Here is a 26,186-nt window from a genome sequence, read left to right as displayed (position 1 = left end):
TGCACGCGTATCGCCCGGGGAGTGGGGTGGGCGGAGGTGGGGACGGGGGTGCTGTGGGGGGAGGCGGCGGGGTGGGCGGAGGCGGGGACGGGGAGACCTCGCCTCCTGGGCCCTGTCAGACGACAGGACCCCGGGGTGGCAGGGCGGATCGGGGCGTCCTGCCGGCCCGCTGAGGCGGCGAGTAATGGGGCGCGCCGCCGCTTGGGGGCCGGTGGGGTGGGTGTGTCCGGGCGTGTGGGCATCGGGCGCGCGGGCACGGGGCGTGCGCCCAGATGCCGGGTTCCAGGGCGTGTACCACGCAGCACGATCGAGTTCATGACACCGGCTCCGTCAGTTCGCGGTCGACCGGGATGTCGGCCGTGACCGTCACCGCGGCCGGGTCCAGGTCGGCGGGGGTCGGCATCACGCTGCCGGGGAGCTGGACGGCGGCGGCGCCGTGGGCGACGGCGGAGGCGAGGGCCTCCGGGCCGCGGCCGCCGGCGATCAGGAAGCCCGCGAGGGAGGAGTCGCCGGCGCCCACGTTGCTGCGTACGGCGTCCACGTGCGCACTGCCGAACCAGGCGCCCGCGTCGTCCACGAGCAACTGCCCGTCGGCGCCCAGGCTCGCGAGCACGGCGCGTGCGCCCATCTCGCGCAGTTCCTCGGCCGCCTTCACCGCGTCGCCCACCGTCGCCAGGGGGCGCCCGACGGCTTCCGCCAGCTCCTCGGCGTTCGGCTTCACCACGTCGGGCCGGGCGCGCAGCGCCTCCAGGAGCGCGCGCCCCGAGGTGTCGAGCGCGATGCGCGCGCCGCCGGCGTGCGCACGTGTGACGACGTCGGCGTACCAGGCGGGTGCGAGACCCCGGGGCAGGCTCCCGCAGCACGCGATCCAGTCCGCGTCGCGGGACTGCTCGCGGACGGTGTCCAGGAGCAGCTCCTGTTCGGCCGGGGACAGCTCGGGGCCCGGCGCGTTGATCTTCGTGAGCACCCCGTCCGCCTCCGCGAGCGCGATGTTCGAGCGGGTGGCTCCGGCGACCGGGACCGGCGCGACCTCGATGCCCTGCGCGTCGAGCAGATCGGCGACGAGCGCACCCGGCGCGCCGCCCAGGGGAAGTACGGCGACCGTGCGCCGGCCGGCGGCCGCGACGGCGCGCGAGACGTTCACGCCCTTGCCTCCGGGGTCCATGCGCTCGGTCTCGGCGCGGATGACCTCGCCGCGCTTGAGGGCCTGGACCTCGTAGGTGCGGTCGAGGGACGGGTTGGGGGTGACGGTGAGGATCATGCGCGCACTACTTCCGTGCCGCCGCGCTCGATCACGGCGGCGTCTTCGGGACTCAGCCCGCTGTCGGTGATCAGCAGGTCCACGTCGCTCAGGTCGCCGAAGCGGGCGAAGTGCTCCTGGCCGTGCTTGGAGGAGTCGGCGAGGAGGACGACACGGCGGGCGGCGGCGACGGCCGCGCGCTTGACCGCGGCCTCGGCGAGGTCGGGGGTGGTCAGACCGTGCGCGGCGGAGAAGCCGTTGGCGGCGACGAACAGGACGTCGGCGCGGATCTCGCCGTACGCGCGCAGTGCCCAGGCGTCCACGGCGGCGCGCGTACGGTGCCGGACGCGCCCTCCGACCAGGTGGAGCTGGATGCCCGGGTGGTCGGCGAGGCGGGCGGCGATCGGCAGGCTGTGCGTGACGACGGTGAGGGAGGCCTCCAGCGGGATGGCCGCGGCCATCCGCGCCACCGTCGTGCCGGCGTCGAGGACCATCGTGCCCTCGACGGGCAGCTCGGCGAGGGCCGCCTTGGCGATGCGGTCCTTCTCGTCGGCGGCGGTGGACTCGCGTTCGGCGAGGTCCGGCTCGAAGTCGAGGCGGCCGACCGGGATGGCACCGCCGTGCACCCGGCGGACGAGGCCCGCGCGGTCGAGGGCCTTCAGATCCCGGCGGATCGTCTCCGCCGTGACCTGGAACTCCTCGGCCAGCGACAGCACGTCCACCCGGCCGCCGTCACGGGCGATCCGGAGGATCTCCTGCTGCCGCTCCGGTGCGTACATGTCCGTTCGCCTCCGACTCATGCCCGAACGTGTGGTTTCACCGCGAGAATACGCCCCGATTTCCGGGAAGTAAACAGGTTCGGGCCACAATCGGGCATGAACGGACTTCCGCTTCTGTCCGGACAGGACCGGGCAGCAGAAAGGCCCGGTACCTGGTCGGTACCGGGCCGCCTCCTGCCTGGTCAGGACACCAGCTCGGGCTCCCTCTCCACCGCCGGAGCGTCGGACGCGCCCTCCACGTGCTGCGCCGGATGCTTCGGCAGGGCGGACATCAGCAGGAAGATCACGCCCAGCACACCGGCCACCCACCACAGCGCGTGCTCGAAGCCGTGGACGTACGCCGGGCCCACCTCGGCGCGCGTCAGCCGGTCGCCGATCACACCGAAGAACACCACCGAGACCAGCCCGAGGCCGAGCGCGTTGCCCATCTGCTGCACGGTGTTGATCAGGCCGGACGCGGAACCGGCGTGCTCGCGCGGCACCTCCGAGAGCACCGCGTCCGTCAGCGGGGCCACGATCAGGCCCATGCCGGCGCCCATGACGACCAGCGGGAGGGCCATCTGCCAGGAGGCGATGGCGAGGCCGTAGCGGTGCGACTCCCAGATGTAGACGAGGACGCCCACGGCCATCACCAGCGCGCCCGCCTGGAGCACCTTGCGGCCGAAGCGCGGGACCAGCTTCTGCACGGACATGCCGGCCGCCGTCGAGACCGCGAGCGAGAACGGCACGCCCGTCAGGCCCGCCCGCAGCGGGGTCCAGCCCAGCCCGACCTGCATGTACAGCGTCCAGACCAGGAAGAAGATGCCGAGCGCGACACCGAAGACGGTCTGCACGGCGATACCGGCGGCGAAGCTCTTCACACGGAACAGCGACAGCTCGATCAGCGGGGAACCGTCCCGGGCCGCCTTGCGCCGCTCGTACGCCACCAGCGCCGCGAAGACACCGAACGCGCCGGCCATCGAGACGTACCCCCACAGCGGCCAGCCCAGCTCGCGGCCCCGGGTGAGCGGGTAGAGCAGCATCAGCAGGCCCAGGATCACCAGGGCGACGCCGACGAGGTCCAGCTTCAGCGCCTTCGGGGCGCGGGACTCGCTGATGTAGCGGCGGCCGAGGAGGAAGGCGACGACGCCCACGGGGAGGTTGATCAGGAAGATCGGGCGCCACTCCAGCCCGAACAGGTTCCACTCCGTCAGCAGGGCGCCGAGCAGCGGGCCGGAGACGGCGCCCAGGCCGACGATCGCGCCGAAGAGACCGAAGACCTTGCCGCGCTCGTGGGCGGGGAAGGTGGCGTGCACGATCGACAGGACCTGCGGGACCATCATCGCCGCCATGCCGCCCTGCAGGATGCGGGAGGCGACCAGCATCTCCGGGTTCGCGGCGAAGCCGCACAGGGCGGAGGCCAGGGTGAAGCCGCCGATGCCGATGAGGAACAGCCGGCGGCGGCCGTGGATGTCGCCGAGACGGCCGCCGGTGATCAGGCCGGCGGCGAAGGCCAGGGCGTAGCCCGCGGTTATCCACTGGATCTGGCTGAAGGTGGCGCCCTCGTCGTGCCGGATCGAGGGGATCGCGATGTTGACGATCGTGACGTCGACGAGGTCCATGAAGGCCGCGGTCATCACGATCGCGAGCGCGAACCACCGGCGGCGGTCGCCCGGGGTCTGCTGTGCGCTGAGGGTCTGTTCCGTGGAGGTCATGCGTACAAGCTAGGACCGCATTAGGTCAGATCGTGTCCTAGTTGTGCGGCATTCTCGAATACATGACGACGGACACTCCGGCTCGGCTCCTCCAGTTGCTCTCCCTCCTCCAGACCCCGCGCGAGTGGCCCGGCGGCGAGCTGGCCGACCGGCTCGGGGTGTCCCGCCGTACCGTGCGGCGGGACATCGACCGGCTGCGGGAGCTGGGCTATCCCGTGCAGGCCAGCAAAGGTGCTGACGGCGGCTACCGCCTTGTCGCGGGCAAGGCCATGCCGCCGCTGGTGCTCGACGACGAGGAGGCGGTGGCGATCGCGGTCGGGCTGCGGGCCGGGGCCGGGCACGCGGTGGAGGGGGTGGAGGAGGCGTCGGTGCGGGCGCTGGCGAAGCTGGAGCAGGTGCTGCCGTCGCGGCTGCGGCACCGGGTCTCGACGCTTCAGGCCGCGACGACGGCGCTGACCAGTGGGGACGGGGCGAGTATCGCGCCGGAGACGCTGACCGTGATGGCGTCGACGGTGGCCGGGCACGAGCGGCTGCGGTTCGCCTACCGGGACAAGGACGGCAGCGAGTCGCGGCGGCTGGCCGAGCCGCATCGGCTGGTGTCCACCGGGCGGCGGTGGTACCTCGTCGCGTACGACCTCGGGCGCGAGGACTGGCGGACGTTCCGGGTGGACCGGGTACGGGAGCCGTTCGCCACCGGCGTGCGGTTCGCTCCGCGGGAGTTGCCGATGGGGAGTGCGGCGGAGTACCTGCGGCGGTCCATTCAGCGGCGGCCCGATACCGGGACGTACGAGTTCGAGGTGCGGTTCGCCGGGTCCGTGGAGGAGGTGTCGTCGCGGGTGCCCGGGTGGGTCGGGGTACCGGAGGCGGACGGGGAGGGCTGGTGCGTGGTGCGGGGCAGCAGCGGGGATCCGGTGGAGTGGCTGGCTGTGCGGTTGGCGATGGTGGGGTGCGAGTTCACGGTTCGGGGGCCGGTTGAACTGGTGGCGTACGTAAGGGAGTTGGGCGAGCGACTGAGTCGGGCGGGGGGAGCCTAGGCGGGTTTCGGGTTGCCGGTGCTGCGGCTGGCAAGTACGGCAGCTGCAACTCCCCAGGGGCGCGGGGAACTGCGCGACCAGCCACAGCGGACCCGCACTCCGGCGACGGCCGTCAGTCCAACGGCGGCCTCCGGGCACTGACGAGGCGTTGGCTATTCCTCGACCCACTCGAACTCCCCCACCGCCTCCAGGTTTTGGAGGGCCAGGGCTGCTGGGCCGGTGGGGCCGATGGGTGGGGACGTGGTGGTGGACCAGGATTCGACGGCTACACGAACTGCCGCGCCGGCCACCGCCGCTGCGAAGTGGAGGTGCAGGGGGATCGGGGCCGGGTGGGCAACGTTGTCGCCGGACTCGGGGTCGGGGTCGGGGTCGGCGGAGACCGTCTGCCCTCGGGACACCGACAATCGCTCCGCCAGAATCTCCGCGAGCGTCTTCTCCGAGGACTGGCAGACCTCCGCCCAGACCTTGCGCAGGGCGGGACTCGCGTCGGCCAGGCGGATCAGGGTGCGGACCCATTCCCAGGACGACACCGAGACGCCGAGGCCCGGGGTGAGCGTCTGGTGGACCGCGTGGCGCAGAGCCTCCGGGACGGTGAGGGCGGGCGGGGCCTCGCGGACCGCCTGCGTCCAGCGCTCGGCACCCGCCGCATAGAGAGGGGCCACCGCCTCCTCCTTCGAGGCGAAGTAGCGGTAGAACGTGCGCGGGGCGATGCCCGCCGCCTGGGCGATGTCCTCCGCACGGGTGGCACGCAACCCCTGGCGGACGAAGAGGGCCGCCGCCGCACGAGCGATCTCCATGCGGGTCTCCGCCTTGCGGCGCTCGGTGAGGGACACCGGGGCGGGCGCGGAGGCGGAAAAAGGCTGGTGCGCGGTGTTGCCGGTGGTGCTCGGGGTGCTCACCTCGGCAGGCTATGCCGATGTGGCAGAATCTGCCATCCGGCGGGCCACCCCGTGGTTCAGGTACGGAGTGGCCCGCCGATCCAGCATGTCCGCACCGCCGGCCTTCGGCGAGCTCACGCCCTCCCTCTTCTCCCCACAGCAAGAAGCCGGGCCCCGGCGCCTGGGGGGGGTAGGCGCCGAAGCCCGGCTCCGGGAAGGTCCCGGCGCCGGGGGGGATAGCGCGGGGACGTGGCTCACATGTCGAGTAGGAACTGACGGACCAGGACCTACGACGTGCTCGTCATGGCAGGTGTGGGGTGTCTGCGAAAGGCGGGAGTGCGGGCCCTGGGGTCCAACTCCTGGGCCCTGAAGGGTTGTTCCCTCGGGTCCGGGGGTTGAAGCGATGGGACCACGCCATGTTTGCGCCGTCTTTCGCCACCGGGCGCACGCGGTCGTACGCCCGGTTTCGTCATCGGCTGTGCTCCCCGTCCGTCAATGGGCTGTACTCCCCGTCCCTCACGCCGCCGCGTCGAAGCCGGTGCTGCGGGCCAGCTTCTTCAGTTCGAGCAGCGCGTGCTTCTCGATCTGGCGGATGCGCTCGCGGGTCAGGCCGTGCTCCTTGCCGACCTCGGTCAGGGTGCGCTCGCGGCCGTCCTCGATGCCGTACCGCATCTTGATGATGGAGGCCGTGCGCTGGTCCAGGCGGCCGATCAGGCCGTCCAGCTCCTCGCTGCGCAGCAGCGTCAGCACCGACTGCTCCGGCGACACCGCCGAGGTGTCCTCCAGGAGGTCGCCGAACTGGGTCTCGCCCTCGTCGTCCACGGACATGTTGAGGGAGACCGGGTCACGGGACCAGTCGAGCACGTCGGTCACGCGCTCCGGCGTCGAGCCCAGCTCGGCAGCGATCTCCGCGGGCTCCGGCTCGCGCCCGTGCTCACGGTTGAACTCCCGCTGCACGCGGCGGATACGGCCCAGCTCCTCCACCAGGTGGACGGGGAGCCGGATCGTGCGGGACTGGTCGGCGATGGAGCGGGTGATGGCCTGACGGATCCACCAGGTGGCGTACGTCGAGAACTTGAAGCCCTTGCGGTAGTCGAACTTCTCGACGGCGCGCACCAGACCGGCGTTGCCCTCCTGGACCAGGTCGAGGAGGGGCAGGCCGCTGCGCGGGTATCGCCGGGCCACCGCCACGACCAGGCGGAGGTTGGAGCGGATGAAGACGTCCTTGGCCCGCTCGCCCGCGGCGACCAGGGCCTCCAACTCCTCGCGGGAGGCGTCCGTCTGTGACTCCTCCTCGCCGTCGAGGACCTGCCGTGCGAACACACCCGCCTCGATGGTCTGGGACAGCTCGACTTCCTTTGCGGCGTCGAGCAGCGGCGTACGCGCGATCTCGTCGAGATACATACCGACCAGATCGCGATCGGCGATCTCGCCGCCATGGGCGCGAACACTGCTTGCCGAGTCGGCCGTCTCGCCGGTGGCGGACTGACGACGGGCGACGGCACGGGTTGCCATGCGTGCTCCCTTGCGATGGTGGGCGGGCGGTGGTCCTTAAGGGATGCTCAGCACTCCTGGAACTCCTGGGACTCTCCACGAGTGCCCGGCATCCGAAGGAAACAACGACTGGAATCCGGACAGAATTCCCAACCCGCCCCTCAATTTTTCTGATCTTGCAGTACCCTGTCCGACCACAGGGAGGCCAGATGCCGTCGGCACATGCAGAAGTGCAGGTCAGGCCGGGAGTCGAGAGCGACCTCGAAGCCCTCACGGACATCTACAACCACTACGTGCGCGAGACGCCCATCACGTTCGACACCACGATCTTCACGCCGGAAGAGCGCCGTCCTTGGCTGCTCTCCCACCCGGAAGACGGACCGTACCGCCTGATGGTTGCCGCGGAAGGACGAACTCAGCGAATTCTGGGGTACGCCACATCCAGCCCTTACCGGGTGAAGCCCGCGTACGCGACGTCCGTGGAGACTTCGGTGTACGTCGCCCCGGACGCCGGCCGCCGCGGGATCGGCACCCTGCTCTACGACACCCTCTTCAAGGCCCTGGCCGACGAGGACATCCACCGCGCCTACGCCGGCATCGCCCAGCCCAACGAGGCCTCCGAGCGGCTGCACACACGCTTCGACTTCCGGTACGTCGGCACCTACCGGGAGGTCGGGCGCAAGTTCGGCCGCTACTGGGACGTGGCCTGGTACGAGAAGGATCTCGGCTAACCCTTGTCCGGAGCCGACCCTTGTGCGGAGCCGGCCCTTATCCGAACTGCACCGAGCGCTTCGCCATTCCCATCCAGAAACCGTCGATCACCGACTTCTGCGCGTCCTGCTCACCGCCCGCCTCCGCCGCGCCCATGGCGACGAAGAGCGGGGCGAAGTGCTCCGTGCGCGGGTGGGCGTAGCGGCCGGCCGGGGCCTTGTGAAGGAAGTCCAGCAGCGCGTCCCAGTCACGGGCCTCCAAGGCCCGCCGGCCCCAGTCGTCGAACTCGGAGGACCAGCTGGGCACGCCGCCGCCCGTGTGACGCAGGGCGGCCAGGTTGTGGGTGAAGAAGCCGGAGCCGACGATCAGCACGCCCTCGTCGCGCAACGGGGCGAGCTTGCGGCCGATGTCCATCAGACGCCGGGGATCGAGGGTGGGCAGGGAGACCTGCAGGACGGGGATGTCGGCGGCCGGGAACATCTCGACGAGGGGGACGTAGGCGCCGTGGTCGAGGCCGCGGTCGGGGATGTCCTGGACGGGGGTGCCGGGGGCGCGCAGCAGCTTGCGGACGGACTCGGCGAGTTCGGGCGCGCCGGGGGCGGCGTACCGGACCCGGTAGTAGTGCTCGGGGAAGCCCCAGAAGTCGTAGACGAGCGGGATGGTCTCGGTCGCGCCGAGGGCGAGGGGGGCCTCCTCCCAGTGCGCGGAGACCATGAGGATCGCCTTGGGGCGCGGCAGGTCCGCGGACCAGGCGGCGAGCTGGCCGGGCCAGATCGGGTCGTCGGCGAGCGGCGGGGCGCCGTGGCTGAGGTACAGGGCGGGCATGCGCTCCTGGGTGGCGGCGGACATGACGGCGGCTCCCAATACAGATGTTTTAACTCTCAAGCTCTCACGGACAGCGTACGCCCGACTTGTTCAAGTTTCAAGGAGATGCGCCGTACAGTGGGGTACATGAACACGGCAACGGACTCCGCCGGCTGGCACCGCTGGCTCACCGACGAGGAGCAGCGCGTCTGGCGCGCCTATCTGCACGCCACCACCCTGCTGGAGGACCACCTCGACCGGCAGTTGCAGCGTGACGCGGGCATGCCGCACATCTACTACGGCCTGCTCGTCGGTCTCGCCGAGGCGCCGCGCCGCCGGCTGCGGATGACGGAGCTGGCGATGAAGGCGAAGATCACCCGCTCCCGGCTGTCGCACGCCATCGCGCGCCTGGAGAAGAACGGATGGGTCCGCCGCGAGGAATGCCCCTCCGACAAGCGCGGCCAGTTCGCGGTGCTCACCGACGAGGGCGCCGAGGTGCTGCGCCGGACCGCGCCGGGCCATGTGGACGCCGTACGGCAGGCGCTGTTCGAGCGGCTGACCCCGGAACAGCAGAAGACCCTCGGCGAGATCATGGAGATCGTCGCCGAGGGCCTTCAGCCCAACGAAGCGGGTGCGGACCTGCCCTGGCTCCGCTAAATCACGGCCGCGGGGGTCAGTGGGCGACCACCGGCACCGGCACCTCGTCCTCGACACCCTCGCCGGAGGCCACCGTGACGGCGCCCGGACGGCCGGCGTTGACGAAGGTGAAGGCGATCAGCGAGGCGAGGCCCAGGATGCCGACGGCGAACCAGATCGCCGCGCTGTAGCCGTGCACCATGCCGTGCAGCTTGACCAGCTGCTGCTGCGGCTTGGAGGCCGCACCGGCGATGTGGTCCTTGACGTACGACGTCGTCGCGGAGGCGGCGATCGTGTTCAGCAGGGCGGTGCCGATCGCGCCGCCCACCTGCTGCGAGGTGTTGACCATCGCGGAGGCGACACCGGCGTCCCGGGGCTCGACGCCCGAGGTGGCCAGGGACATGGCCGGCATGAACGCCGTACCCATACCGAGGCCGAGCAGCAGCATCGCGGGCAGCAGCAGGGTGGTGTACGAGGAGTCGACCTCCAGCTGGGTCAGCAGCAGCATGCCGAGACCGGCGACCAGGAAGCCGGGGCCCATCAGGAAGCGGGCCGGGACCCGGGTCATCAGCCGGGTGCCGATCTGGGTGGAGCCGGTGATCATGCCCGCGATCATCGGCAGGAACGCGAAGCCGGTCTTGACCGGCGAGTAGCCCTTCACGACCTGCAGGTAGTAGGTCAGGAAGAGGAACAGGCCGAACATGCCGATGATCGCGAGGCCCAGGGAGAGGTAGATCCCGCCGCGGTTGCGGTCGGTGACCACGCGCAGCGGCAGCAGCGGGGCCTTGACCCTGGACTCGACCAGTGCGAAGGCGATCAGCAGCACCGCGGACGCGACGAACATCGAGATGGTCACGGCGTCGCTCCAGCCGTCGGACTCGGCGCGGGTGAAGCCGTAGACGAGGGCGACGAGGCCGAGGGTGGAGAGGATCACGCCCGGGATGTCGAGCGGGGAGCGGTTGCGGCCGCCCTCCGGCTCACGGATGACGAAGTTGGCGCCGAGCGCGGCGACGACGGCGAACGGGACGTTCACGAAGAAGGTCCAGCGCCAGTCCAGGTACTCGGTGAGGAAGCCGCCGAGGATCAGGCCGACGGCGCCACCGCCACCGGCGATCGCGCCGTAGATACCGAATGCCTTGGCGCGCTCCTTGGCGTCCGTGAACATCACGGCGAGCAGGGACAGCGCGGCCGGGGCGAGCAGGGCGCCGAAGGCACCCTGGAGCGCGCGGGCGCCGAACATCATCGCGCCGGTGGTGGCGACACCGCCGAGCACGGAGGCGGCGGCGAAACCGGTCAGGCCGAGGACGAAGGCGCGCTTGCGGCCCCACAGGTCGGCGATGCGGCCACCGAAGAGCAGCAGACCACCGAAGGCGAGGGCGTAGGCGGTGACGACCCACTGCCGGTTGCCGTCGGATATGCCGAGGTCCTGCTGGGCGGAGGGCAGGGCGATGTTCACGATGGTGGCGTCGAGGACGACCATCAGCTGGGCGAGCGCGATGAAGACGAGCGCTTTCCAGCGGTTGGCGTCACCGCTCGGTGCGGCGGCGCGGGGAGCCTTGAGGGCTGTTTCGGACATGGGGGTACCCACTTCGGGACTTCGTGACGGAAAAACGATCAGAAAACGGAAAGATCAGAAAAGGGAAGACTGTCGGGCGTGCTGGAGGGGCCGGCTCGTCGTCACTGACGACCGGGGTGCTGGTGTGTGGGAGACCGCCGGCGCGGCCGGAACTAATCGCTCAGCACCGGCGCAGCTCCTTGATGCTCACGGCCGCCCCCGGCAGGACCGAGCGGGCGGGGGCCCGCAGCCCGTCCAGGAACAGCTGCAGATGGCGGTGGACGAAGCGGTCGCTGCTCAGGCAGTCGGTACCGGCCGGCGGCCGGCTGAGCTGGGCCGCGGCGATCATCAGGTCGCCGACGCCCACGTCGGTGCGGAGCTGGCCCGCCTCCTTGGCCCGGCCCATGACCTCCTCGATCAGATGCTCGGCCCGTTCCCGGGACGCCACCAGGTCGGGGTGGTCCTTGTCGAAGGTGCTGGAGACCATCGGGCACAGCGCGCTGATCCGCTCGTCGGCGGCGGCGTGCACGAAACGCTCCAGGGCGGCGAAGGCGTCCCCGGTCTCCGCGAGGGCCTGCTCGGCCGCTTCGGCCGTACGGTCCATGACGGAGCAGACGACCTCGCGGACGAGGGCGTCACGGTCCGGGAAGTTGCGGTACAGGGTGGCATTGCCGACGCCGGCCCGGCGGGCGATCTCGTCCAGCGGCACGTCCGGGCCGTGTTCGACGAACATCTCCCGGGCGGCGGTGACGATCCGCTCCCGGTTGCGCAGGGCGTCGGCGCGCGGCCGGGGCACCTTGCGCGTGGGGGTTGCGGTCTGCACGGCGTACTCCCTGAGTCGTTGACGGTGATCCGCGTCTGTCGACGGTGATCCGCGTCTGTTGACGGTGATCCGGGTCTGCGGGGCGATCCGGGGAAAGACTCCCCGTTTCGCTCGGACACAGGTCTAAACGGGGAGAGGTTCCCCGGTTATTTCCCGCCCCCGGAAAGACTTGCTGTGACCTGAACCACACTTGCCGGGCGCGGTTCCCACCCGCTCGCGCGGGGATTTCCCACGATCGGTCTCCTCCAGCGCGCGCCCCCCACCCCGTCGACACAGGGTGAGCGCAAGGGTGCAGCCGGCGACCGGCGGCTGCCGTGGAGCGAAAGGTCCATGCATGCAGCCGCACTCGCCGCGCCGCCGCATACGCCCGCGCCGCGTGGCCGCCCTCGTCGCGGTGACCGTTCTCACCCTCGCGGTCAGCACCTCGGCCGGGACCGGACATCTGGCGGCGCCCACCACCGCCGGGCCGATAGGCCTGGCCCGCTCCACCGCCCTCTCGCCGTGCCTCATCCACAGTGGCCTGGACGTCCAGATGACCGAGGGCCTGCCCACCCCGGCCGGTTACTCCCGCTCCACCGGCGCGGTCCACGCCCTGACCCTGATGGTCGACTTCTCCGACGCGCCCGGGCAGGGCAGCGCGCTCGACCGCTTCCACGAGTTCTTCCCGCAGACCCAGGAGTGGTTCCGTACAGCGTCGTACGGCCGGCTCGACTACCGGCCCGAGACCCCGATCGGGTCCTGGCTGCGGATGCCGAAGCCCTTCAAGGAGTACGGCATAGAGCGCGGCGCGCCCTTCGACCCCGGCTACCGGCAACTGGTGCAGGACATCGTGGCCGCCGCCGATCCCGACGTGGACTTCCGCTCGTACGACCTGCTGAACGTGCTGATCACCCCGAACGCCGGCCCCTCCGCCCTGGACACGGTGCTGTCCGTGACCTTCGCCGGCAACGCCGACGCCCCGGTCGCCGACGGCATCCCCATCGCCAACGCGTCCTTCGTCTACTCCCGCCAGGACGACGGCTCCGGCTCCTACTCCCGCACCGGCTACCGCGTCCTGCCGCACGAGAACGGCCACACCTTCGGGCTGCCCGACCTCTACACCCAGGAGGGCGGGGGCACGGTCGGCCACTGGGACATCATGAGCGAGGACTGGGGGGCCAACAACGACCTGCTCGGCTGGCACAAGTGGAAGCTGGGCTGGCTGGACGGCAACCAGGTCGGTTGCGCGGCCGCCCCGGGCACTGTCGAGTACACGCTGACGCCGCTGTACAAGGAGGGCGGCGGGAAGCTGGTCCTCGTACCGGTCGACGCGCGGACCACGTACGCGCTGGAGCTGCGTGCCCCGGGCGGCAACGACGAGGCGGTGTGCAAGCCGGGCATCCTCGTCTACAAGGTCGACGCCGCCGTGGACACCGGACGCGGCCCGGTCACCGTCTACGACGCCCACCGGGGCAGCGGCGGCTGCACCCGCAGCCCCAACGTCCAGGCGGAACTCTCCGACGCCCCCTTCATCACTGGCGAGTCCTTCAAGGACCCGCGCCATGGCATCACGATCGAGGTGCTGGGTGCGGACGATTCCGGGAACTACAAGGTGCGGATCACCCGGACCTAGCGGGAGCGGGGTGGAGGCGGAGCGGAGGCGGGCCGACCGCCGCGCGGGCGGGTTTACCGTAGCCCGTAGGCGTGCCTGGATGCCGTATCGGAGAGTTGATGCCCGCGAACACCGCACTGGATGCCGAGGTCCACGCCGGGGTGCCGGCCGAGGCGGTCGCGCCGTTGATCCGTGGGATCAGCGTGCTGCGGCGGCTGACCGAGGCGGGCGGCACACTGAGCCCGAGCGCGCTGGAGCGGGCCACCGGGCTCGCCCGGTCCACGGTCGACCGGATCACCGCCACCCTGGCCCGCATGGGGTACGTCCGCGTCGACGGCCGGGACGTCGTCCTCGCCCCCCGCGTGATGGAGCTGGGCAACGCCTACCTGGCCGCCCTGCGCCTGCCTGCGCTCCTCGACGCGCGCGCGGACGCCCTCGCCGACGAGCTGGACGAGTCGGTGTCGCTCGCGGTGGCCGACCTGGACGGCATCCGCTTCATCCACCAGGCCACCCGCCGCCGCGCGATGTCCGTGAGCTTCCGCATCGGCGACCTGCTGCCGGCCGAACGCACCGCGCCCGGACCGCTGTTCGCGGCCGGATGGACGGACGCGGACTGGCAGCGGTGGCGGGCCCGCCGGGCCGAGGACCCCGAGGACGCCTCCTTCCCCGCCGTACCGCCCCGGCCGGCATCCGCCGCGGACGACTTCGAACGGCGGGCGAAACGGGCCCGCCGGGACGGCTGGGCACTGGACGACCAGCTGATCGAACCCGGCCTGGTCGCGGTGTCCGTACCGGTACGGGAGCCGGACACCGGCCGGGTGGCGTGCGTGGCGAGCGTGGTCAGCCACACCAGCCGCCACTCGCCGGCCGACCTGCGCACCTCCCTGCTCCCCCGGCTGCGTACGGCGGTGGCGGCGATGGAGGCCGACCTGCGCGAGGCACCGCGGCCGCACCCCGGCCCACCGCCCGCGGGCCTGGCGACCTGGACGACGGCGTCCAAGCACGAGCTGGGCCGGGAGTTCGTCGAGTCCCTGGCCCGGGGCCTGACCGTGCTGACCGCGTTCGGCGCGGACCGCTCCGCGCTGCCGCTGACCGAGGTGGCCCGGGCGGCCGGCCTGGCCCGCGCCACGGCCCGGCGGGCGCTGATCACGTACGAGCACCTGGGCCTGGTGGCCGCGGGCCCCGACCGCACCTTCACCCTCACGCCCCGCGTCCTGGACCTGGGCTTCCCACCGCTGTCCCGCACCACGCTCCCCCGCCTCGCCGAGCCCCATCTGCGCGCGCTCACCGACCGGTTGCACGAGCCGACGGCACTGGCGGTCCTGGCGCCGGGCGCGGAGTCGGAGATCCAGTACACGGCCGGAGCGGGCGCGAGCAGGGTACTGACGGTGGACATCACGGTGGGCGCACGGCTGCCGGCCGCGTCCACGTCCCTGGGCCGCGTCCTCCTCGCGGACGGCGCCGAACCCCTGTCCCCCGCCCTCGCCGAGGTCCGCGCGCAGGGCTACGCCCTCGTCGACGAGGAGCTGGAGTCGGGCCTGCGGTCGATAGCCGTACCGGTACGGGACCGCACGGGCCGGGCGGTCGCCGCGGTGAACGTGGCAACCCACCCGGCCCGCCGCACCCTGGAGGAGTGCGTCGACGACCTCCTCCCCGCCCTCAGCGCGACCGCCGACCGGATCCAGACGGACCTGCACACCGCGTCCCGCTTCACACGGGTCCCGTCGGCCTGAGCCCCGGCCGGATGCCCCCTGGCCCAACATCCACCCGCCAAGCCCGAGCGCCCCGTTGATAACCTGACCAAACATCCATCAACGCCCCTTCTACACCCCTTCTGCGTTCCTCCTGCGCCCCTTTCCACATCCCTTGTCCCTTCCAGGTCGGAAACCGAGACTCTCCATGCTCGACGCCAGCACCATCGACGCACTGTTCCCCGCGGACCTTCCGGAGCCCGCGCACTGGGAGCAGCGCTACCCGGCCCGCGACCTGCCCGCCGGCGCGCAGGTCACACGGCTGGCGCCGTCGCCGACCGGCTTCGTCCACATCGGCGGGATCTACGCAGGCCTGATCAACCAGGCCGTCGCGCACCGCACCGGTGGCACGTACCTGCTGCGCATCGAGGACACCGACCAGTCGCGCCAAGTCGAGGGCGCCACAGAACAGTTCGACCGGGCGTTCGCCTACTTCTCGCTGCCCGCCGACAACGCCACGGCCGTCGGCGACTACGGCCCCTACCTCCAGTCGGCACGCCAGGAGATCTACCTCAGCTACGCGCGTGCGCTGCTGCGGACGGGACAGGCCTACCTCTGCTTCGCGACCCAGGAGGAGCTGGCCGACATCCGGCAGCGCCAGGAGGACGCCAAGGTGCCGACCGGCTACTACGGCGACTGGGCGATCTGGCGCGACGCCGACCCCGCCGAGGTCGCGGCCAAGCTCGCCGAGGGCGCGCCCTACGTGGTGCGTTTCCGCTCGCCCGCCCTGCGCGGTGCGCGCCGGTCCTTCACGGACGCCATCCGCGGGCGCCTGGAGCACGAGGACAACCGCAACGACGTGGTGATCCTCAAGTCCTCCGACAGTGCGCTGCGGTTGCCCACGTACCACTTCGCGCACGTCGTGGACGACCACCTGATGCGGGTCAACCTCGTCATCAGGGGCGAGGAGTGGATCTCCTCCGTGCCCGTGCACCTCCAGCTCTTCGAGGCGCTCGGCTTCGAACCTCCCGTGTACGCGCACATCGCGCCGCTGATGAAGCAGATCAAGGGCGGCAAGCGGAAGCTCTCCAAGCGCAAGGACCCCGAGTCCACGGTCGACTTCTACCTCGGCGAGGGCTACCCGGCCGAGCCGGTGCTCCACTACCTCCGCGGCCTCGCGAACGGCCGGCTGGCCGAACTGCCGCTCGCCCAGGCGCTGCAGGAGCCCATCAGGCTTGAGGACTGTGGCGTGGCTGGTCCGCTGGTCGACCTGGTGAAGCTGGAGGGCATCAGCGCGGACCACATCGCCACCTTGAGCAGCGAGCAGATCCTCACCGCCGTACGCGAGTGGGCCCTGTCCCACGACCCCGGCCTCGTGCCGGTCCTGGACGCCGAGCGGGCGCTCGCGCTGACGGCCGTGGACGTGGAGCGCGTGGGCGTGGACAACCCCCGCAAGGACCTCCGCAAGTGGTCGGACTTCCGCGACGCCTACGGCTTCTTCTTCCCGCAGCTGTTCACCCTCGTCGCCGCCGGGGACGAGCGTCTCGGCGGCCTCGACGAGGACCTGGTCCGCGCCTTCGCGCAGGACTTCGCGGCGCAGTACGCGGAACTGGACGACCCCCAGGCCTGGTTCGACCAGATCCGCACCCTCGCCACCAAGCACGGCTTCGCCCCCTCGCCCAAGGAGTACAAGAAGAACCCGGACGCCTACCCCGGCTCGATCCGCGAGGCCTCCCAGCTGATCCGGGTGGCCCTGACCGGCTCGACCCGCAGCCCGGACCTCTTCGCCGTGGCCCGCACACTGGGCCGCGACGAGGTACTCCGCCGCGTGTCCGCACTGACCGCGTAGCCCTCCCCCACCACCCCCACCCGCCGACCCCCACAAACGCTCGAACCCCCCACGGCGGCAGCCGCTACACTGTCGGTGCAGATCCTCGCCTTCGTAGCTCAGGGGATAGAGCACCGCTCTCCTAAAGCGGGTGTCGCAGGTTCGAATCCTGCCGGGGGCACACTGCCTGACCAGCGCGTTTACCTCTCTGAGGTAGGCGCGCTGTTCGTCGTAGCCATGGCATTAACCATGAATAGGTTCCAGAACCATGGCGAACACCAAGAGCAAGCGACGTCAGCGCGGCAGCATCCGCCCCAATGGGGCCGGCTTCCAGGTCCGGGTGTACGCCGGGCGCGACCCGCTCACGAAGAAGGACATCTACCTCCACGAGCAGGCCGAGACGGAGACCGAGGCGGAGAAGCTCCGCACGAAGCTCCTGCACCAGGTCGACGAGAAGCGCCACCCCAAGACGCAGGTGACCATGTCCTTCCTGCTCGATCGCTGGCTCGGCGTCGCCGAACTCGACGAGACGTCGTACGAGCGTGCCGAGGGCATCATCCGCAACTACCTCAGGCCCACGTTCGGCGACCTCAAGGCGGGCAAGCTGACCGCCGAGATGCTGGAGCTGTTCTACGCCCGTCTGCGGCAGTGCCAGGACCAGTGCGAAGGCCGGCGCAACGGCAAGACCGACCCCAAGACAAAGCAGAAGCACCTCTGCGCGCCGCTCGCCGCGAACTCCGTCCGCAAGATTCACTTCATCCTGCGTCCGGCGCTCAGCCGCGGCCTGCGCTGGGGATACGTGACGACGAACGTGGCCGCCCTCGCCGAGCCGCCGTCCCAACCCAAGCCGAACCCCGACCCGCCCACTCCCGAAGAGGCAGCCCTGGTTCTGAACACTGCCTGGCAGCGGGACCTGGACTGGGGAGCGTTCCTGTTCATGACGATGGTCACCGGCTCACGCCGCGGCGAGATGTGCGCCCTGCGCTGGTCGGACATCAACCTCAACCGCCTCGAACTCTTTGTGAAGCACTCCAACAACGGCCGCAGGATCAAGGACACCAAGACCCACCAGCGCCGTAAGCAGGCAATCGACGTGATCACGCGTTCCGTCCTGGCCACCCACCGAGCCCGAGCCGAGGAACGCTGCAAGGCGCTCGGCGGTGAACTCGCCCGTGACGCCTTCGTGTTCTCCGGCGAAGCCGACAGCTCCGCCCCACTCGTGCCCTCAAGCGTCAGCCAGAGATACCGCCGCCTCGCGCAGAAGCTGAAGATCCACACCCACCGTCTGAAAGACCTGCGCGCGTACAACGTGACCGAGCTTCTGGGCGCCGGTGCCGACGTACGAACGGTCGCCGGTCGCGTTGGGCACGGCGGCGGAGGAGCGACCACGCTCAAGTACTACGCAGCCTTCCTGGCCACCTCCGACCGCCAGGCCGTCACCGCCTTCGCCAAGCAGCTGCCGGTGCCGGCAGGGCTACTCGCCGAACAGCCGGTCACTACCGTCATCAACGGGCTCCGTCTGCTCTGCGAGTGCGGCAACGAATCGCTGTGGGCAATGCTCGTGGTCACCGAGGAAGGCGCTGAGGCTCTGTGCGGCCAGTGCGAGACGGCCGTCCAGGCCGGCCCGGACGCGGCGGTGGGTCCCATCGGCAAGACGATCAAGACCGAAGCCGCCCCGCCCCGCGAGCTCGCTCCCTGGGAAGTGATCGCAAAGGAACTCGCGGACACCATCAAGGACGGCACGATGCTGCCCGGCGAGGACGTCCCCACAGTCGGCGACATCGCGCAGGCCCACGGTGTCTCGGTCGGTACCGCACACCGGGCATTCACTCAGCTGAGGAAGGACGGCCTGATCGAGGTCAGCCGGGGCCGCCGAGCCGTCGTCCGTGAGCTCCAGGCGACAGCCGATGTCGCATAGGGCCCGTGCTCTCCGCACTCTCTCCCCTGCGCGCGTTGAGGCCCGTACCGTAGAGGTCACGGGACTCGCTACGGATGGCGTGCGCCGACCCCGCGCACCCCTGACCCAGGCGATAGCGCAAGTAGGGTGCCGGCATGGCTGATGTGGTTTTCCATGTGCGGCATTCCTGTGGGCACAGCATCTATTGGGACGACGGGGCTTTCGGCGCGATGGCGTCGGGCTATCCGTGCCTGTGGTGTGGGGGCGGGACGGGCACAGCTCCCCGCCCTCCCAAGGGCGTCCGGGTAGTGCATCCGAGCGGGAGCAGTACGGGGCACGTCCGACTGGACAAGGATGGATGCTGCCCCAAGTGCGAGCGTCCCGGCGACTTGCGGGGCGCCCAGCACATGGCAGGGGACGCATGCTGCCAGGGAACTACTCCGACCGCCTAGAACTTGATCCACCCCGACGGCACGGCCACCCCCGCCGGAGACGCGATCCGGCCCGAGCGCCGCCGCTGGCTGCGCCGGAAGAGCTGACACAACCGCCCGAGCACCAGGCGGCCGCCTGCAGGCCCGCGCGCCTGCGATGGGCTGGCAGAGCCGCGAGAACGACACCTGCCCCCTGCCCTTCGATCCTTTGGTGACGATTGAGTAACGGCCCGTCAAGTCCTGTACGGTCAGTGCTGCTTGCCCGGGGGCGGCTTATCCAGGCCCCTCGCGCGAGGGCCCGGCATCCGGCCGGTCCCCCGACGTCCGGGAGGACGAGATGGGCAAGCGGAGGAAGCCGCAGGTGGACTGGCGGGCGGTACGGGAACGTATCCGCCTCTGGCTCGGGCCGGTGGCATCCGCCGCGTACTGGACGGCGCGCACGATCCGGGAATTCGTCTGGCCTCGGTCGTGACGATGCCCCGGCTCATAACCAGTGAGCCGGGGCATCTCGCCCAGTAGCGGTACGAGCGCCCTCCGCCCTGTCCGGCGGGGGGCGCTCCCCGTTCTGGGACCGTCGTATCTACCCTCCCACAGGGCGCACAGTCCGTACTACTCCGTCATGGTGCGTACAAGTCACAGGGCGGCGGCGTGCCGGGGCGGCCAAACCCCGAGCCGTCTGACGGGCCCTGGCACTGGCTGACTCCCGCTGCCGTGTCGCGCATCTCGGACGGCCGTCACTCTGCGTCAACCGCAGATGCAAGCTCACCAGCCACGAGGCCGTATAGGAAGGGCGAGGGCCCGTCGATTCCTGCCCGCTCCAGGAACAGCCTCTCGTAGTGCTGCAGCAGCTCCATGCCGAAGTCGACCTCCGGGGACGTCCCGTCCTCCTTAAGACTGCTGAGAAGAAGCTGCGTCCAGCGCTGCTCGATAGCCGACCACACCACCAGGTGCGAGGGCGCGAAGAACACCCACATGGCGTCGATCTCGTCTGGCAGCGTTGGGGCAGTCAGGGTGTGCGCGATCAGCGGGTCGAGACATTCCACGTAGGGCCGGTCGAAAAAGTGGGAGACGATGAACACCACCCGGGCCCTGTCAGGCGAGGACTTGTCCCGCAACTGCTTCGCGGCCTTGGCGATCATCGGCTGGGCCGCCTCGACGACATCGTTCGCTGACACGAACGTTGACCAATGAGTGCCTGGCTCCTCACCTCGCTTCAGTGCCCGCGAGGCCGCTGCGTCGTGCTCGCGGAAGTCACCGGGTATCGACTTCACCTCAAAGTCGGCGAACTCGATACCGTTGCGGCCAAGCAGCGACGACAGTGCGTCGCCGTCCGAGTCCGCCACGCGGTAGACGAGATCCACGCCGCCGTGGACGTCTACGGCGACCGGCACGATGCCGAGATAGGCGGTCGTCAGCATCGCCGCGAGATGCTCGCCCGCGGCCAGCTTCAGCTTCTTCAGGTTGTCCGCCGGTACGTGCGCCGGCAGTGCCTCTGTCGCCCAGTCCATCGCTTCGTAGGTGATGGCGTGGACGTGGGTGCCGATGGCTCCGTCGAGGCTCTTGGCGCTGTCGTCGGTCATGGGCGTGAGTGTGGCAGCACCGTGACGCGGTCGCGATGGGTTTCGGGGCCAACCGATGGGCGTCAAAGGGGCAATGAATTGATCTTGAAGCCCTGGCGGGCATCCGGCTCCCCGGAAATAGCACGCGCGGGGCAGCCGGGGCGGGACAGTCATCCGGGCAATTGCCCACCCCGTCTCGCGCCGAGCGGAGAGCCGCGTTTCATAGGTGGTCGCTCGTGAGACACCCCGCCGGGCAGCGATCATGCTGCACGTTCTCTGTTTCATGGGACGTTGCAAACGGCTTGCCTGTTTGAAACAACACATGAAACATTGGGTCCGTGGCCGACGACTACCAGCGCGTTGAAGCGCACGACTGCCCCATGTCCACCTGCGCCGCCCCGGCGGGCTCACCCTGCCGTACGACCAAGGGCAGGGTGGCGATCCAGTACCACACCGCCCGCTTCCGGCTCGTGCCCCAACTGGCCAAGGCCCTGAACGTGCCGGTGCCGCCCGTGCGCAAGCCGGGCACGGCCTGGGTGGAACTGCCGCGCCCCGCCGGGGCCAGCGCCGAACCCGTCGGCCACGTCCGCATCGGCTACGCCCGCGCGTCCACCGCCCGGCAGTCGCTGGACACCCAGCTCGACTCCCTGCACGAGCACGGCATCACCCGCGTGTTCTCGGAGAAGATCTCCACCCGCGCCACGAAGCGGCCGGAGCTGGAGAAGGCCGTCACCCTCGCCCGCGAGATCCGCGCCTCCGGCGTCCGCGTGACCGTCGTCGTCCACGAGCACAAGCGCCTCGGTCGCGGCATCGACCTGGCGACCCTGGCAGAAGACCTGAAGGCCGGTGACATCGGGCTGGAGTTCCTCACCGGGGAGCTGAAGGGCTCGCACGACCCGTCGGGCGTCGTGTTCACCGTGCTCGCCGCCCTGTCGGGCATGGAGCGCGAGTACATCCGGGACCGCACCCTGGAAGGCCACGAGTCGGCCCGCACCCGGGGCAAGTCGATCGGCGGCGCCAGCGTCACCGACGACGCCATGCTCGCCATGGCCCTGCACCTGCGCGGGCAGGAGATGAGCCTGCGGGACATCGCGGCCAAGCTCGTCATCACCACCGGCAAGAAGAAGGGCCAGCACCCCTCCCCCGCGACCGTCATGCGAATGCTGCGCGAGCACAACGACCAGACCGCCCAGGCCGCCGTGGCTGGAGGCGAGTGAGCGTGCGCACCGGCACAGCGGCCCTGCGCCGCATCCTCGAAGAAGCCGGGCGTCCGGTGGCCTGCGAAGCCTGCACCTACGGGGCCAGCCGCTACACCACGGAGGACGACCGCCCCGTGTGGACCGGGCTCGACATCGCGCACATCGTCCCCGTCGCCGCGGACGGCACCGACGACGCCGACAACCTCGCGGTGCTGTGCCGCCCCTGCCACGAGAGCGCGCCCAACACCGCCTCCCGGGACTCCTTCCTCTCCTGGCTGGAACGGCGGCAGGCGTCCGGCCAGGGGCCCGGCATGACGAACCTCCGGATCCTTGCCGAGTTCCTCGGTGACGCCGGGACCCGCGAGACCTTCAACAGCCAGCTGCGCGACGTGCCGCACGAGGAGATCGAGCGCATCGCCCGGGAGGCGGCCCGCGAGGCCGGCGCCTCGCTCCGGCCCACCGTCCACTTCGGGCAGGGCGGATGGAACTACGAGACGACCCGGGCCGTGATGGCTGAGGCCATCCGTCGCGCTCAGGCCCGAACCGACCCACCGACACCGGCACCCCGATACGGGACGCGCCGAGCTCGACTGGTCGGCTCAACGCCGCGGCTGACCGCTAATCCGGGGCCTATGGTGTGCCGCGCTTGGCCTGCTGCCGGGCCTGCTCCCGCTTCTTCACCTCGCCGAGCCGGTCGAACAGGTCCTTCCACGCCCGGCTGGCGGCTGCCTTCTTCTGCCCACGGTCCGGCTGCGTGACGCGCGGCAGCTTGCGCTTCTTGTCCTTGGGGCCGCCATGAGCGCCGCTGGTCAGCTGGACCCTCTTGGGGGAGCCGTCGCGTCGTTGCCGGTTTCCGCTGGTCATAGCTCTTGACGGTACGCCGATGGCAGGGCCGCTTGGTAGGGAGAGCGCAGGTCCTGCCGACAGTGCGACGTTCCGGCACCCCCTACCACGGAGGAGAGAACGTCCCGCTGATGAGGAGCGTTGCCGTCGCACCGCCGAGTGGAGGTGGACCCTCAAGGGTCCCTTGCCCCACGAGTGCGATGGCGCCGCTCGTGGAGTTGTAGCGGGCTCCACTCGCCCGCGGTGTCACGAGTGAGGTTTCGGTGCTGAGGGGAACGGCCAGTTCATAGACCGGGCCGAGGCTGTTGGCTATGTTCAGGACCACGGTGACGTTCGCGGTGCCGTTGGCACGGTCGATCTGGAGCACTCCGGCCCGTACCAGGGTCATTTTGGCTGTGTTCATGCCGAACGGAGTCGCGAACGTGGTCGTGATCGGCGTCATCGACATGATCTTTGCGGAACGTCGGTTGGAAGCCACGAGTACCGCAATGGTCACAGGCGCAGGAAATGGCCCGGGCGCTCCCGGATTTGAGGTGAACAGGGTGCCAGTGCCGGTGAGGATCGACGGGAAGTCGGTGATTCGTTCGACCGCCCACAGATCGTTCCCGAGTGTTCCCGCCCACTCCGGGAGGGCGAGGAGCACGTCTCGTTCGTCGTTGCTGAAGCGTCCGACGTCGAGGGCGCGGACGGGCATCCGACTTGTGCTGAGTTCGATGTCGGCGTCGTATGAGTAGCTGCCAGCGTCCATGTGGAGCCACGCACCGCTACCAGCGTCGCGTTTCATGGCCCACAGGCTGTTGCCCTGGATTCTCCCCATATCTATGCCCAGCACCAGCTCGTCGGTGCCGTCGGCGTCGAAGTCCCCCGCCACCGCGAACCTTGTGGGGACGTCCGACTCGCTGCAGTCGATGTCGGCCTCAAGAGGGTGGCCTGTCTGGTGCATGTGGAGCCACGCGCCACTAGCGGGGTCGCGTTTCATGGCCCACAGGTCGTTGCCCTCGGTCCCAGGACGGTCGAGCGCAAGCACCAGCTCGTCGGTTCCGTCGCCGTCGAAGTCCCCCGCCACCGCGAACTTCACGGCGATGTCCAGCGCACTGCAGTCGATGTCGGCCTCAAGAGGGTGGCCTGTCTGGTGCATGTGGAGCCACGCGCCACTAGCGGGGTCGCGCTTGATAGCCCACAGGTCGTTGCCCTCGGTCCCAGGACGGGCGATGTGGAGGACTAACTCGTCGGTGCCGTCTCCATCGAAATCGCCGACGACGCCCCAGTCCGTAGGGATGTCGAGCTTGGTGAAGTCGATATCCGCACCAAGCGGATGACCGGTCGGGTTCATGTTGATGAAGCGGTCGTCGGCCCTCTTCATGGCCCAGAAGATGTTCTGGGGACTGCCGCGTCCAGAGATCTGGACTGCTATTTCCTGGACTCCATCCCCGTCGAAGTCCCCCACGAGCGTGTAACCGGCGGTGTTGTCCGCACCGCCACAGTCGATATCCGCATCGAATGGGTGTCTCGGGATGGGCGTGTAGGGGTACCAGGGCATTATGGCTCCTCCGCCTCGCGGCTGTGCTGTTGCCCGATGTGAGGTGATCGGTTCCGGACTTGTGAGCGGTTTCGTCCGATAGGCCCTGATTAGGCCGGTGTAGGACAAAGCCTCGGGCCAGGGCCCCTCCCCTCTGCGGTCCGCGCTCCCCAAGGCGCCGCATCGTGACAAGCATGACGCGCCCGAATTGGCCTCGTCCAGACATCCCGGCGCGAACTTCCTCTCCGGCCAAGGCTGGATGCTCGCCGGCGGCCTCTGCCCGCCACCTACGACCGCACCGGCGCAGCGCCGTTGCTGTTCGCGTTCTTCGCGGCGATCGCGGAGACCGAGCGGGAGAACATTCGCGAGTCGACGCTGGAGGGGCTCGACACCACGGCCGGCAAGGGCAAGCACGGGGGGCGGCCGCTGGCCATCACCGACGCCCTGCTACACACCGTGCTGCGCGGCAGGGCGAAAGGCGAGTCCGTCGAGCAGATCCAGCCCGACCTGATCAGCCCCACCAGCAAGCGCAGAGGGCAGAGCCCGTCTGTGGCGAGCATCTACCGGGCGTTCGCCGAGCACACCAAGCGCGAGGCGTACCCCGACGGCGTCGAACAGGCGCGCGCCGACATTCGCCGCCCTCCACGCCGGTGAACTCCCCGGCCCGCGCGCCGCCACAGCGGAACACGCGGGGCCACACCGCCGCCGAGCTGGCCGACGGGTATTTGCCAAGGTCATCATGTGGCGGCTTTTGGGCTCACCTTGGCTGGACCCCAATAAGCCATCAGGATCGGTGACACGGTTCTTACCGACACCCCGTGACCCCCGCGAGTTCGCGAAGACTGAAGGTAGTTCGGCGGGAACCCACGGTCCGGCGCACCGATGTTGGGGGGGTTCACCCGTGGGTTGGTGGTGAAGTCGTGGGGTCGGTTTGCAGGGGCTGCTCCAGGAGAGCGCGGGCTGAGTTCGCACAGCGGATCGAGGTCTTCTCGTCCAGCCGAAGACCTCGGCGAGGTGGAGCAGGTCAGGGACATGGGCGAGTGCTTCCTCAAGCGCCTGGTCGCAGGATGGGATCATTCTTTGGAGAGTCCATGTCCGCGAGGCGACAACGTACCCGCTCTGCGTCCTCAGAACGCCTCAACAGCTCCAAGGTCTCCGCGAGCAGCTCGAGCGCCCTACGGAGCAGGCCAGTGAACGCTGCTGGCTCCGCTGCGACCAGCCGGCCGAAGAGTTCTGCTGCTTCCTCCGCCGCCCTCAACGCCCCGGGAAGGTCGCGTTCCCTCTCCACTTCGACTCGCAGCGAAGCCAAGAACAGAAGCGAATGAGCAAGGCCAGGCTCGTAATCGGACTGGCTGTCTACCGCAAGGCAACGATAGATCTCCACTGCGCACTCCACCGCAGTCACCCCATCAACGTACCGCTCCACGCCGACAAGAGCGGAACCGAGGTTGCTCAGCGCTTCAGCTTCGCCGTGACGGTCGCTGGTCTCGCGGTAGATGGCAGAGGCCTGGGTGTGGGCGTCGATCGCCTCCTCGAACCGCCCCACCTCGACCAGCGCGAGACCGAGGTTGCCCAACGCCATTCCTTCGCGAGGGCGGTCGCCGTTCTCGCGGTAGATGTCGGCAGCCTGGGCGTGAGCCTCGATCGCCTCCTCGAACCGCCCCACCTCGACCAGCGCGAGACCGAGGTTGCCCAACGCCATTCCTTCGCGAGGGCGGTCGCTGGTCTCGCGGTAGATGGCAGAGGCCTGGGTGTGAGCCTCGATCGCCTCCTCGAACCGCCCCACCCTGACCAGCGCGAGACCGAGGCTAATCAGTTCCATTCCTTCGCGAGGGCGGTCGCCGTTCTCACGGTAGATGTCGGCAGCCTGGGCGTGAGCCTCGATCGCCTCCTCAAACCGACGCATACCGGCCAGAGCGAGACCAAGGCCGGTCAGCGCTTCAGCTTCGCCGTGACGGTCGCTGGTCTCGCGGTAGATGG

At 70.0% G+C, this 26,186-nt stretch carries 21 protein-coding genes and 1 tRNA gene; 11 read left to right on the top strand and 11 right to left on the bottom strand.

Translation table 11 applies throughout. The annotated features are described in order from the left end of the window. Nucleotides 1-313: 313 nt before the first annotated feature. The 3 genes from pfkB to ACFY3C_RS34605 all read right to left on the bottom strand — a co-directional run bounded on the left by pfkB (nucleotide 314) and on the right by ACFY3C_RS34605 (nucleotide 3,713). Entirely contained in the window at nucleotides 314-1,261 is a 948-nt protein-coding gene (gene pfkB, locus ACFY3C_RS34615) for a 1-phosphofructokinase (RefSeq protein WP_386573345.1), read from the bottom strand. After that, complete coding sequence (locus ACFY3C_RS34610; protein WP_386573346.1) at nucleotides 1,258-2,019, bottom strand: DeoR/GlpR family DNA-binding transcription regulator; 762 nt, start codon at nucleotides 2,017-2,019, stop codon at nucleotides 1,258-1,260. Before ACFY3C_RS34610 ends, pfkB begins: the two co-directional genes overlap by 4 nt. Before the next feature lie 182 nt (nucleotides 2,020-2,201). Further along, nucleotides 2,202-3,713 (bottom strand): MFS transporter, encoded by a 1,512-nt coding sequence (locus ACFY3C_RS34605; protein ID WP_390773616.1) that lies wholly within the window; start codon nucleotides 3,711-3,713, stop codon nucleotides 2,202-2,204. Between the two features lie 62 nt (nucleotides 3,714-3,775). Here ACFY3C_RS34605 and ACFY3C_RS34600 point away from each other — a divergent pair, with 62 nt between their 5' ends. Further along, on the top strand, nucleotides 3,776-4,747 hold the full coding sequence (locus ACFY3C_RS34600) for a helix-turn-helix transcriptional regulator (protein ID WP_386573349.1): 972 nt from the start codon (nucleotides 3,776-3,778) through the stop codon (nucleotides 4,745-4,747). A 152-nt stretch (nucleotides 4,748-4,899) separates the two neighbouring features. On the opposite strand, the gene ACFY3C_RS34595 is transcribed toward ACFY3C_RS34600, so the two are convergent. Beyond that, the gene (locus ACFY3C_RS34595; RefSeq protein ID WP_386573859.1) at nucleotides 4,900-5,544 is read right to left on the bottom strand and encodes a TetR/AcrR family transcriptional regulator; all 645 of its coding nucleotides are present in this window, start codon (nucleotides 5,542-5,544) and stop codon (nucleotides 4,900-4,902) included. A gap of 597 nt (nucleotides 5,545-6,141) precedes the next feature. Then, nucleotides 6,142-7,140 (bottom strand): RNA polymerase sigma factor RpoD/SigA, encoded by a 999-nt coding sequence (locus tag ACFY3C_RS34590; protein WP_386573350.1) that lies wholly within the window; start codon nucleotides 7,138-7,140, stop codon nucleotides 6,142-6,144. 188 nt (nucleotides 7,141-7,328) lie between these two features. Between ACFY3C_RS34590 and ACFY3C_RS34585 the strand changes: the two genes are divergently transcribed. After that, nucleotides 7,329-7,850 carry a GNAT family N-acetyltransferase gene (locus ACFY3C_RS34585; RefSeq protein WP_386573352.1) on the top strand — a complete coding sequence of 174 codons (522 nt, stop codon included), beginning with the start codon at nucleotides 7,329-7,331 and terminating at the stop codon, nucleotides 7,848-7,850. Nucleotides 7,851-7,887: 37 nt separating this feature from the next. On the opposite strand, the gene ACFY3C_RS34580 is transcribed toward ACFY3C_RS34585, so the two are convergent. Next, on the bottom strand, nucleotides 7,888-8,679 hold the full coding sequence (locus tag ACFY3C_RS34580; protein WP_390773615.1) for a dioxygenase: 792 nt from the start codon (nucleotides 8,677-8,679) through the stop codon (nucleotides 7,888-7,890). 102 nt (nucleotides 8,680-8,781) lie between these two features. On the opposite strand from ACFY3C_RS34580, the gene ACFY3C_RS34575 reads away from it, so the two are divergent. Then, nucleotides 8,782-9,291 (top strand): MarR family winged helix-turn-helix transcriptional regulator, encoded by a 510-nt coding sequence (locus ACFY3C_RS34575; RefSeq protein ID WP_390773614.1) that lies wholly within the window; start codon nucleotides 8,782-8,784, stop codon nucleotides 9,289-9,291. A gap of 16 nt (nucleotides 9,292-9,307) precedes the next feature. Here ACFY3C_RS34575 and ACFY3C_RS34570 read toward each other — a convergent pair whose 3' ends face one another. Beyond that, entirely contained in the window at nucleotides 9,308-10,846 is a 1,539-nt protein-coding gene (locus tag ACFY3C_RS34570) for an MFS transporter (RefSeq protein ID WP_390773613.1), read from the bottom strand. Between the two features lie 160 nt (nucleotides 10,847-11,006). Beyond that, entirely contained in the window at nucleotides 11,007-11,648 is a 642-nt protein-coding gene (locus ACFY3C_RS34565; RefSeq protein ID WP_390773612.1) for a TetR/AcrR family transcriptional regulator, read from the bottom strand. Nucleotides 11,649-11,982: 334 nt separating this feature from the next. Between ACFY3C_RS34565 and ACFY3C_RS34560 the strand changes: the two genes are divergently transcribed. The 5 genes from ACFY3C_RS34560 (at nucleotide 11,983) to ACFY3C_RS34540 (ending at nucleotide 18,676) form a co-directional block, all read left to right on the top strand. Further along, on the top strand, nucleotides 11,983-13,260 hold the full coding sequence (locus ACFY3C_RS34560) for a M6 family metalloprotease domain-containing protein (RefSeq protein ID WP_390773611.1): 1,278 nt from the start codon (nucleotides 11,983-11,985) through the stop codon (nucleotides 13,258-13,260). Between the two features lie 98 nt (nucleotides 13,261-13,358). Continuing rightward, a complete protein-coding gene (locus tag ACFY3C_RS34555) occupies nucleotides 13,359-14,972 on the top strand; it encodes an IclR family transcriptional regulator C-terminal domain-containing protein (protein WP_390773610.1) in 1,614 nt (537 codons plus the stop codon). A 166-nt stretch (nucleotides 14,973-15,138) separates the two neighbouring features. Further along, complete coding sequence (locus ACFY3C_RS34550; RefSeq protein WP_390773609.1) at nucleotides 15,139-16,779, top strand: glutamate--tRNA ligase; 1,641 nt, start codon at nucleotides 15,139-15,141, stop codon at nucleotides 16,777-16,779. A gap of 87 nt (nucleotides 16,780-16,866) precedes the next feature. Beyond that, a tRNA-Arg gene (locus ACFY3C_RS34545) sits at nucleotides 16,867-16,939 on the top strand. 87 nt (nucleotides 16,940-17,026) lie between these two features. Further along, nucleotides 17,027-18,676, top strand: coding sequence for a tyrosine-type recombinase/integrase (locus tag ACFY3C_RS34540; RefSeq protein ID WP_390773608.1), 1,650 nt, complete (start codon nucleotides 17,027-17,029; stop codon nucleotides 18,674-18,676). Nucleotides 18,677-19,820: 1,144 nt separating this feature from the next. Here the strand turns inward: ACFY3C_RS34540 and ACFY3C_RS34535 are convergent. Next, nucleotides 19,821-20,666, bottom strand: coding sequence for a hypothetical protein (locus ACFY3C_RS34535; RefSeq protein ID WP_390773607.1), 846 nt, complete (start codon nucleotides 20,664-20,666; stop codon nucleotides 19,821-19,823). Nucleotides 20,667-20,983: 317 nt separating this feature from the next. Here ACFY3C_RS34535 and ACFY3C_RS34530 point away from each other — a divergent pair, with 317 nt between their 5' ends. Continuing rightward, on the top strand, nucleotides 20,984-21,862 hold the full coding sequence (locus ACFY3C_RS34530; protein ID WP_390773606.1) for a recombinase family protein: 879 nt from the start codon (nucleotides 20,984-20,986) through the stop codon (nucleotides 21,860-21,862). 2 nt (nucleotides 21,863-21,864) lie between these two features. Next, complete coding sequence (locus ACFY3C_RS34525) at nucleotides 21,865-22,602, top strand: HNH endonuclease signature motif containing protein (protein WP_390773605.1); 738 nt, start codon at nucleotides 21,865-21,867, stop codon at nucleotides 22,600-22,602. A gap of 188 nt (nucleotides 22,603-22,790) precedes the next feature. On the opposite strand, the gene ACFY3C_RS34520 is transcribed toward ACFY3C_RS34525, so the two are convergent. Further along, entirely contained in the window at nucleotides 22,791-24,227 is a 1,437-nt protein-coding gene (locus ACFY3C_RS34520) for a hypothetical protein (protein WP_390773604.1), read from the bottom strand. Nucleotides 24,228-24,518: 291 nt separating this feature from the next. On the opposite strand from ACFY3C_RS34520, the gene ACFY3C_RS34515 reads away from it, so the two are divergent. Then, nucleotides 24,519-24,860 (top strand): hypothetical protein, encoded by a 342-nt coding sequence (locus tag ACFY3C_RS34515; RefSeq protein WP_390773603.1) that lies wholly within the window; start codon nucleotides 24,519-24,521, stop codon nucleotides 24,858-24,860. A 394-nt stretch (nucleotides 24,861-25,254) separates the two neighbouring features. On the opposite strand, the gene ACFY3C_RS34510 is transcribed toward ACFY3C_RS34515, so the two are convergent. Further along, the coding region (locus tag ACFY3C_RS34510; RefSeq protein WP_390773602.1) for a tetratricopeptide repeat protein at nucleotides 25,255-26,186 on the bottom strand (932 nt) is incomplete at its 5' end.

Origin of the sequence: Streptomyces sp. NPDC001410, assembly GCF_042895235.1 — a bacterium.
Lineage (GTDB): Bacteria > Actinomycetota > Actinomycetes > Streptomycetales > Streptomycetaceae > Streptomyces.
This window is presented reverse-complemented; position numbering and strand designations above follow the sequence as displayed.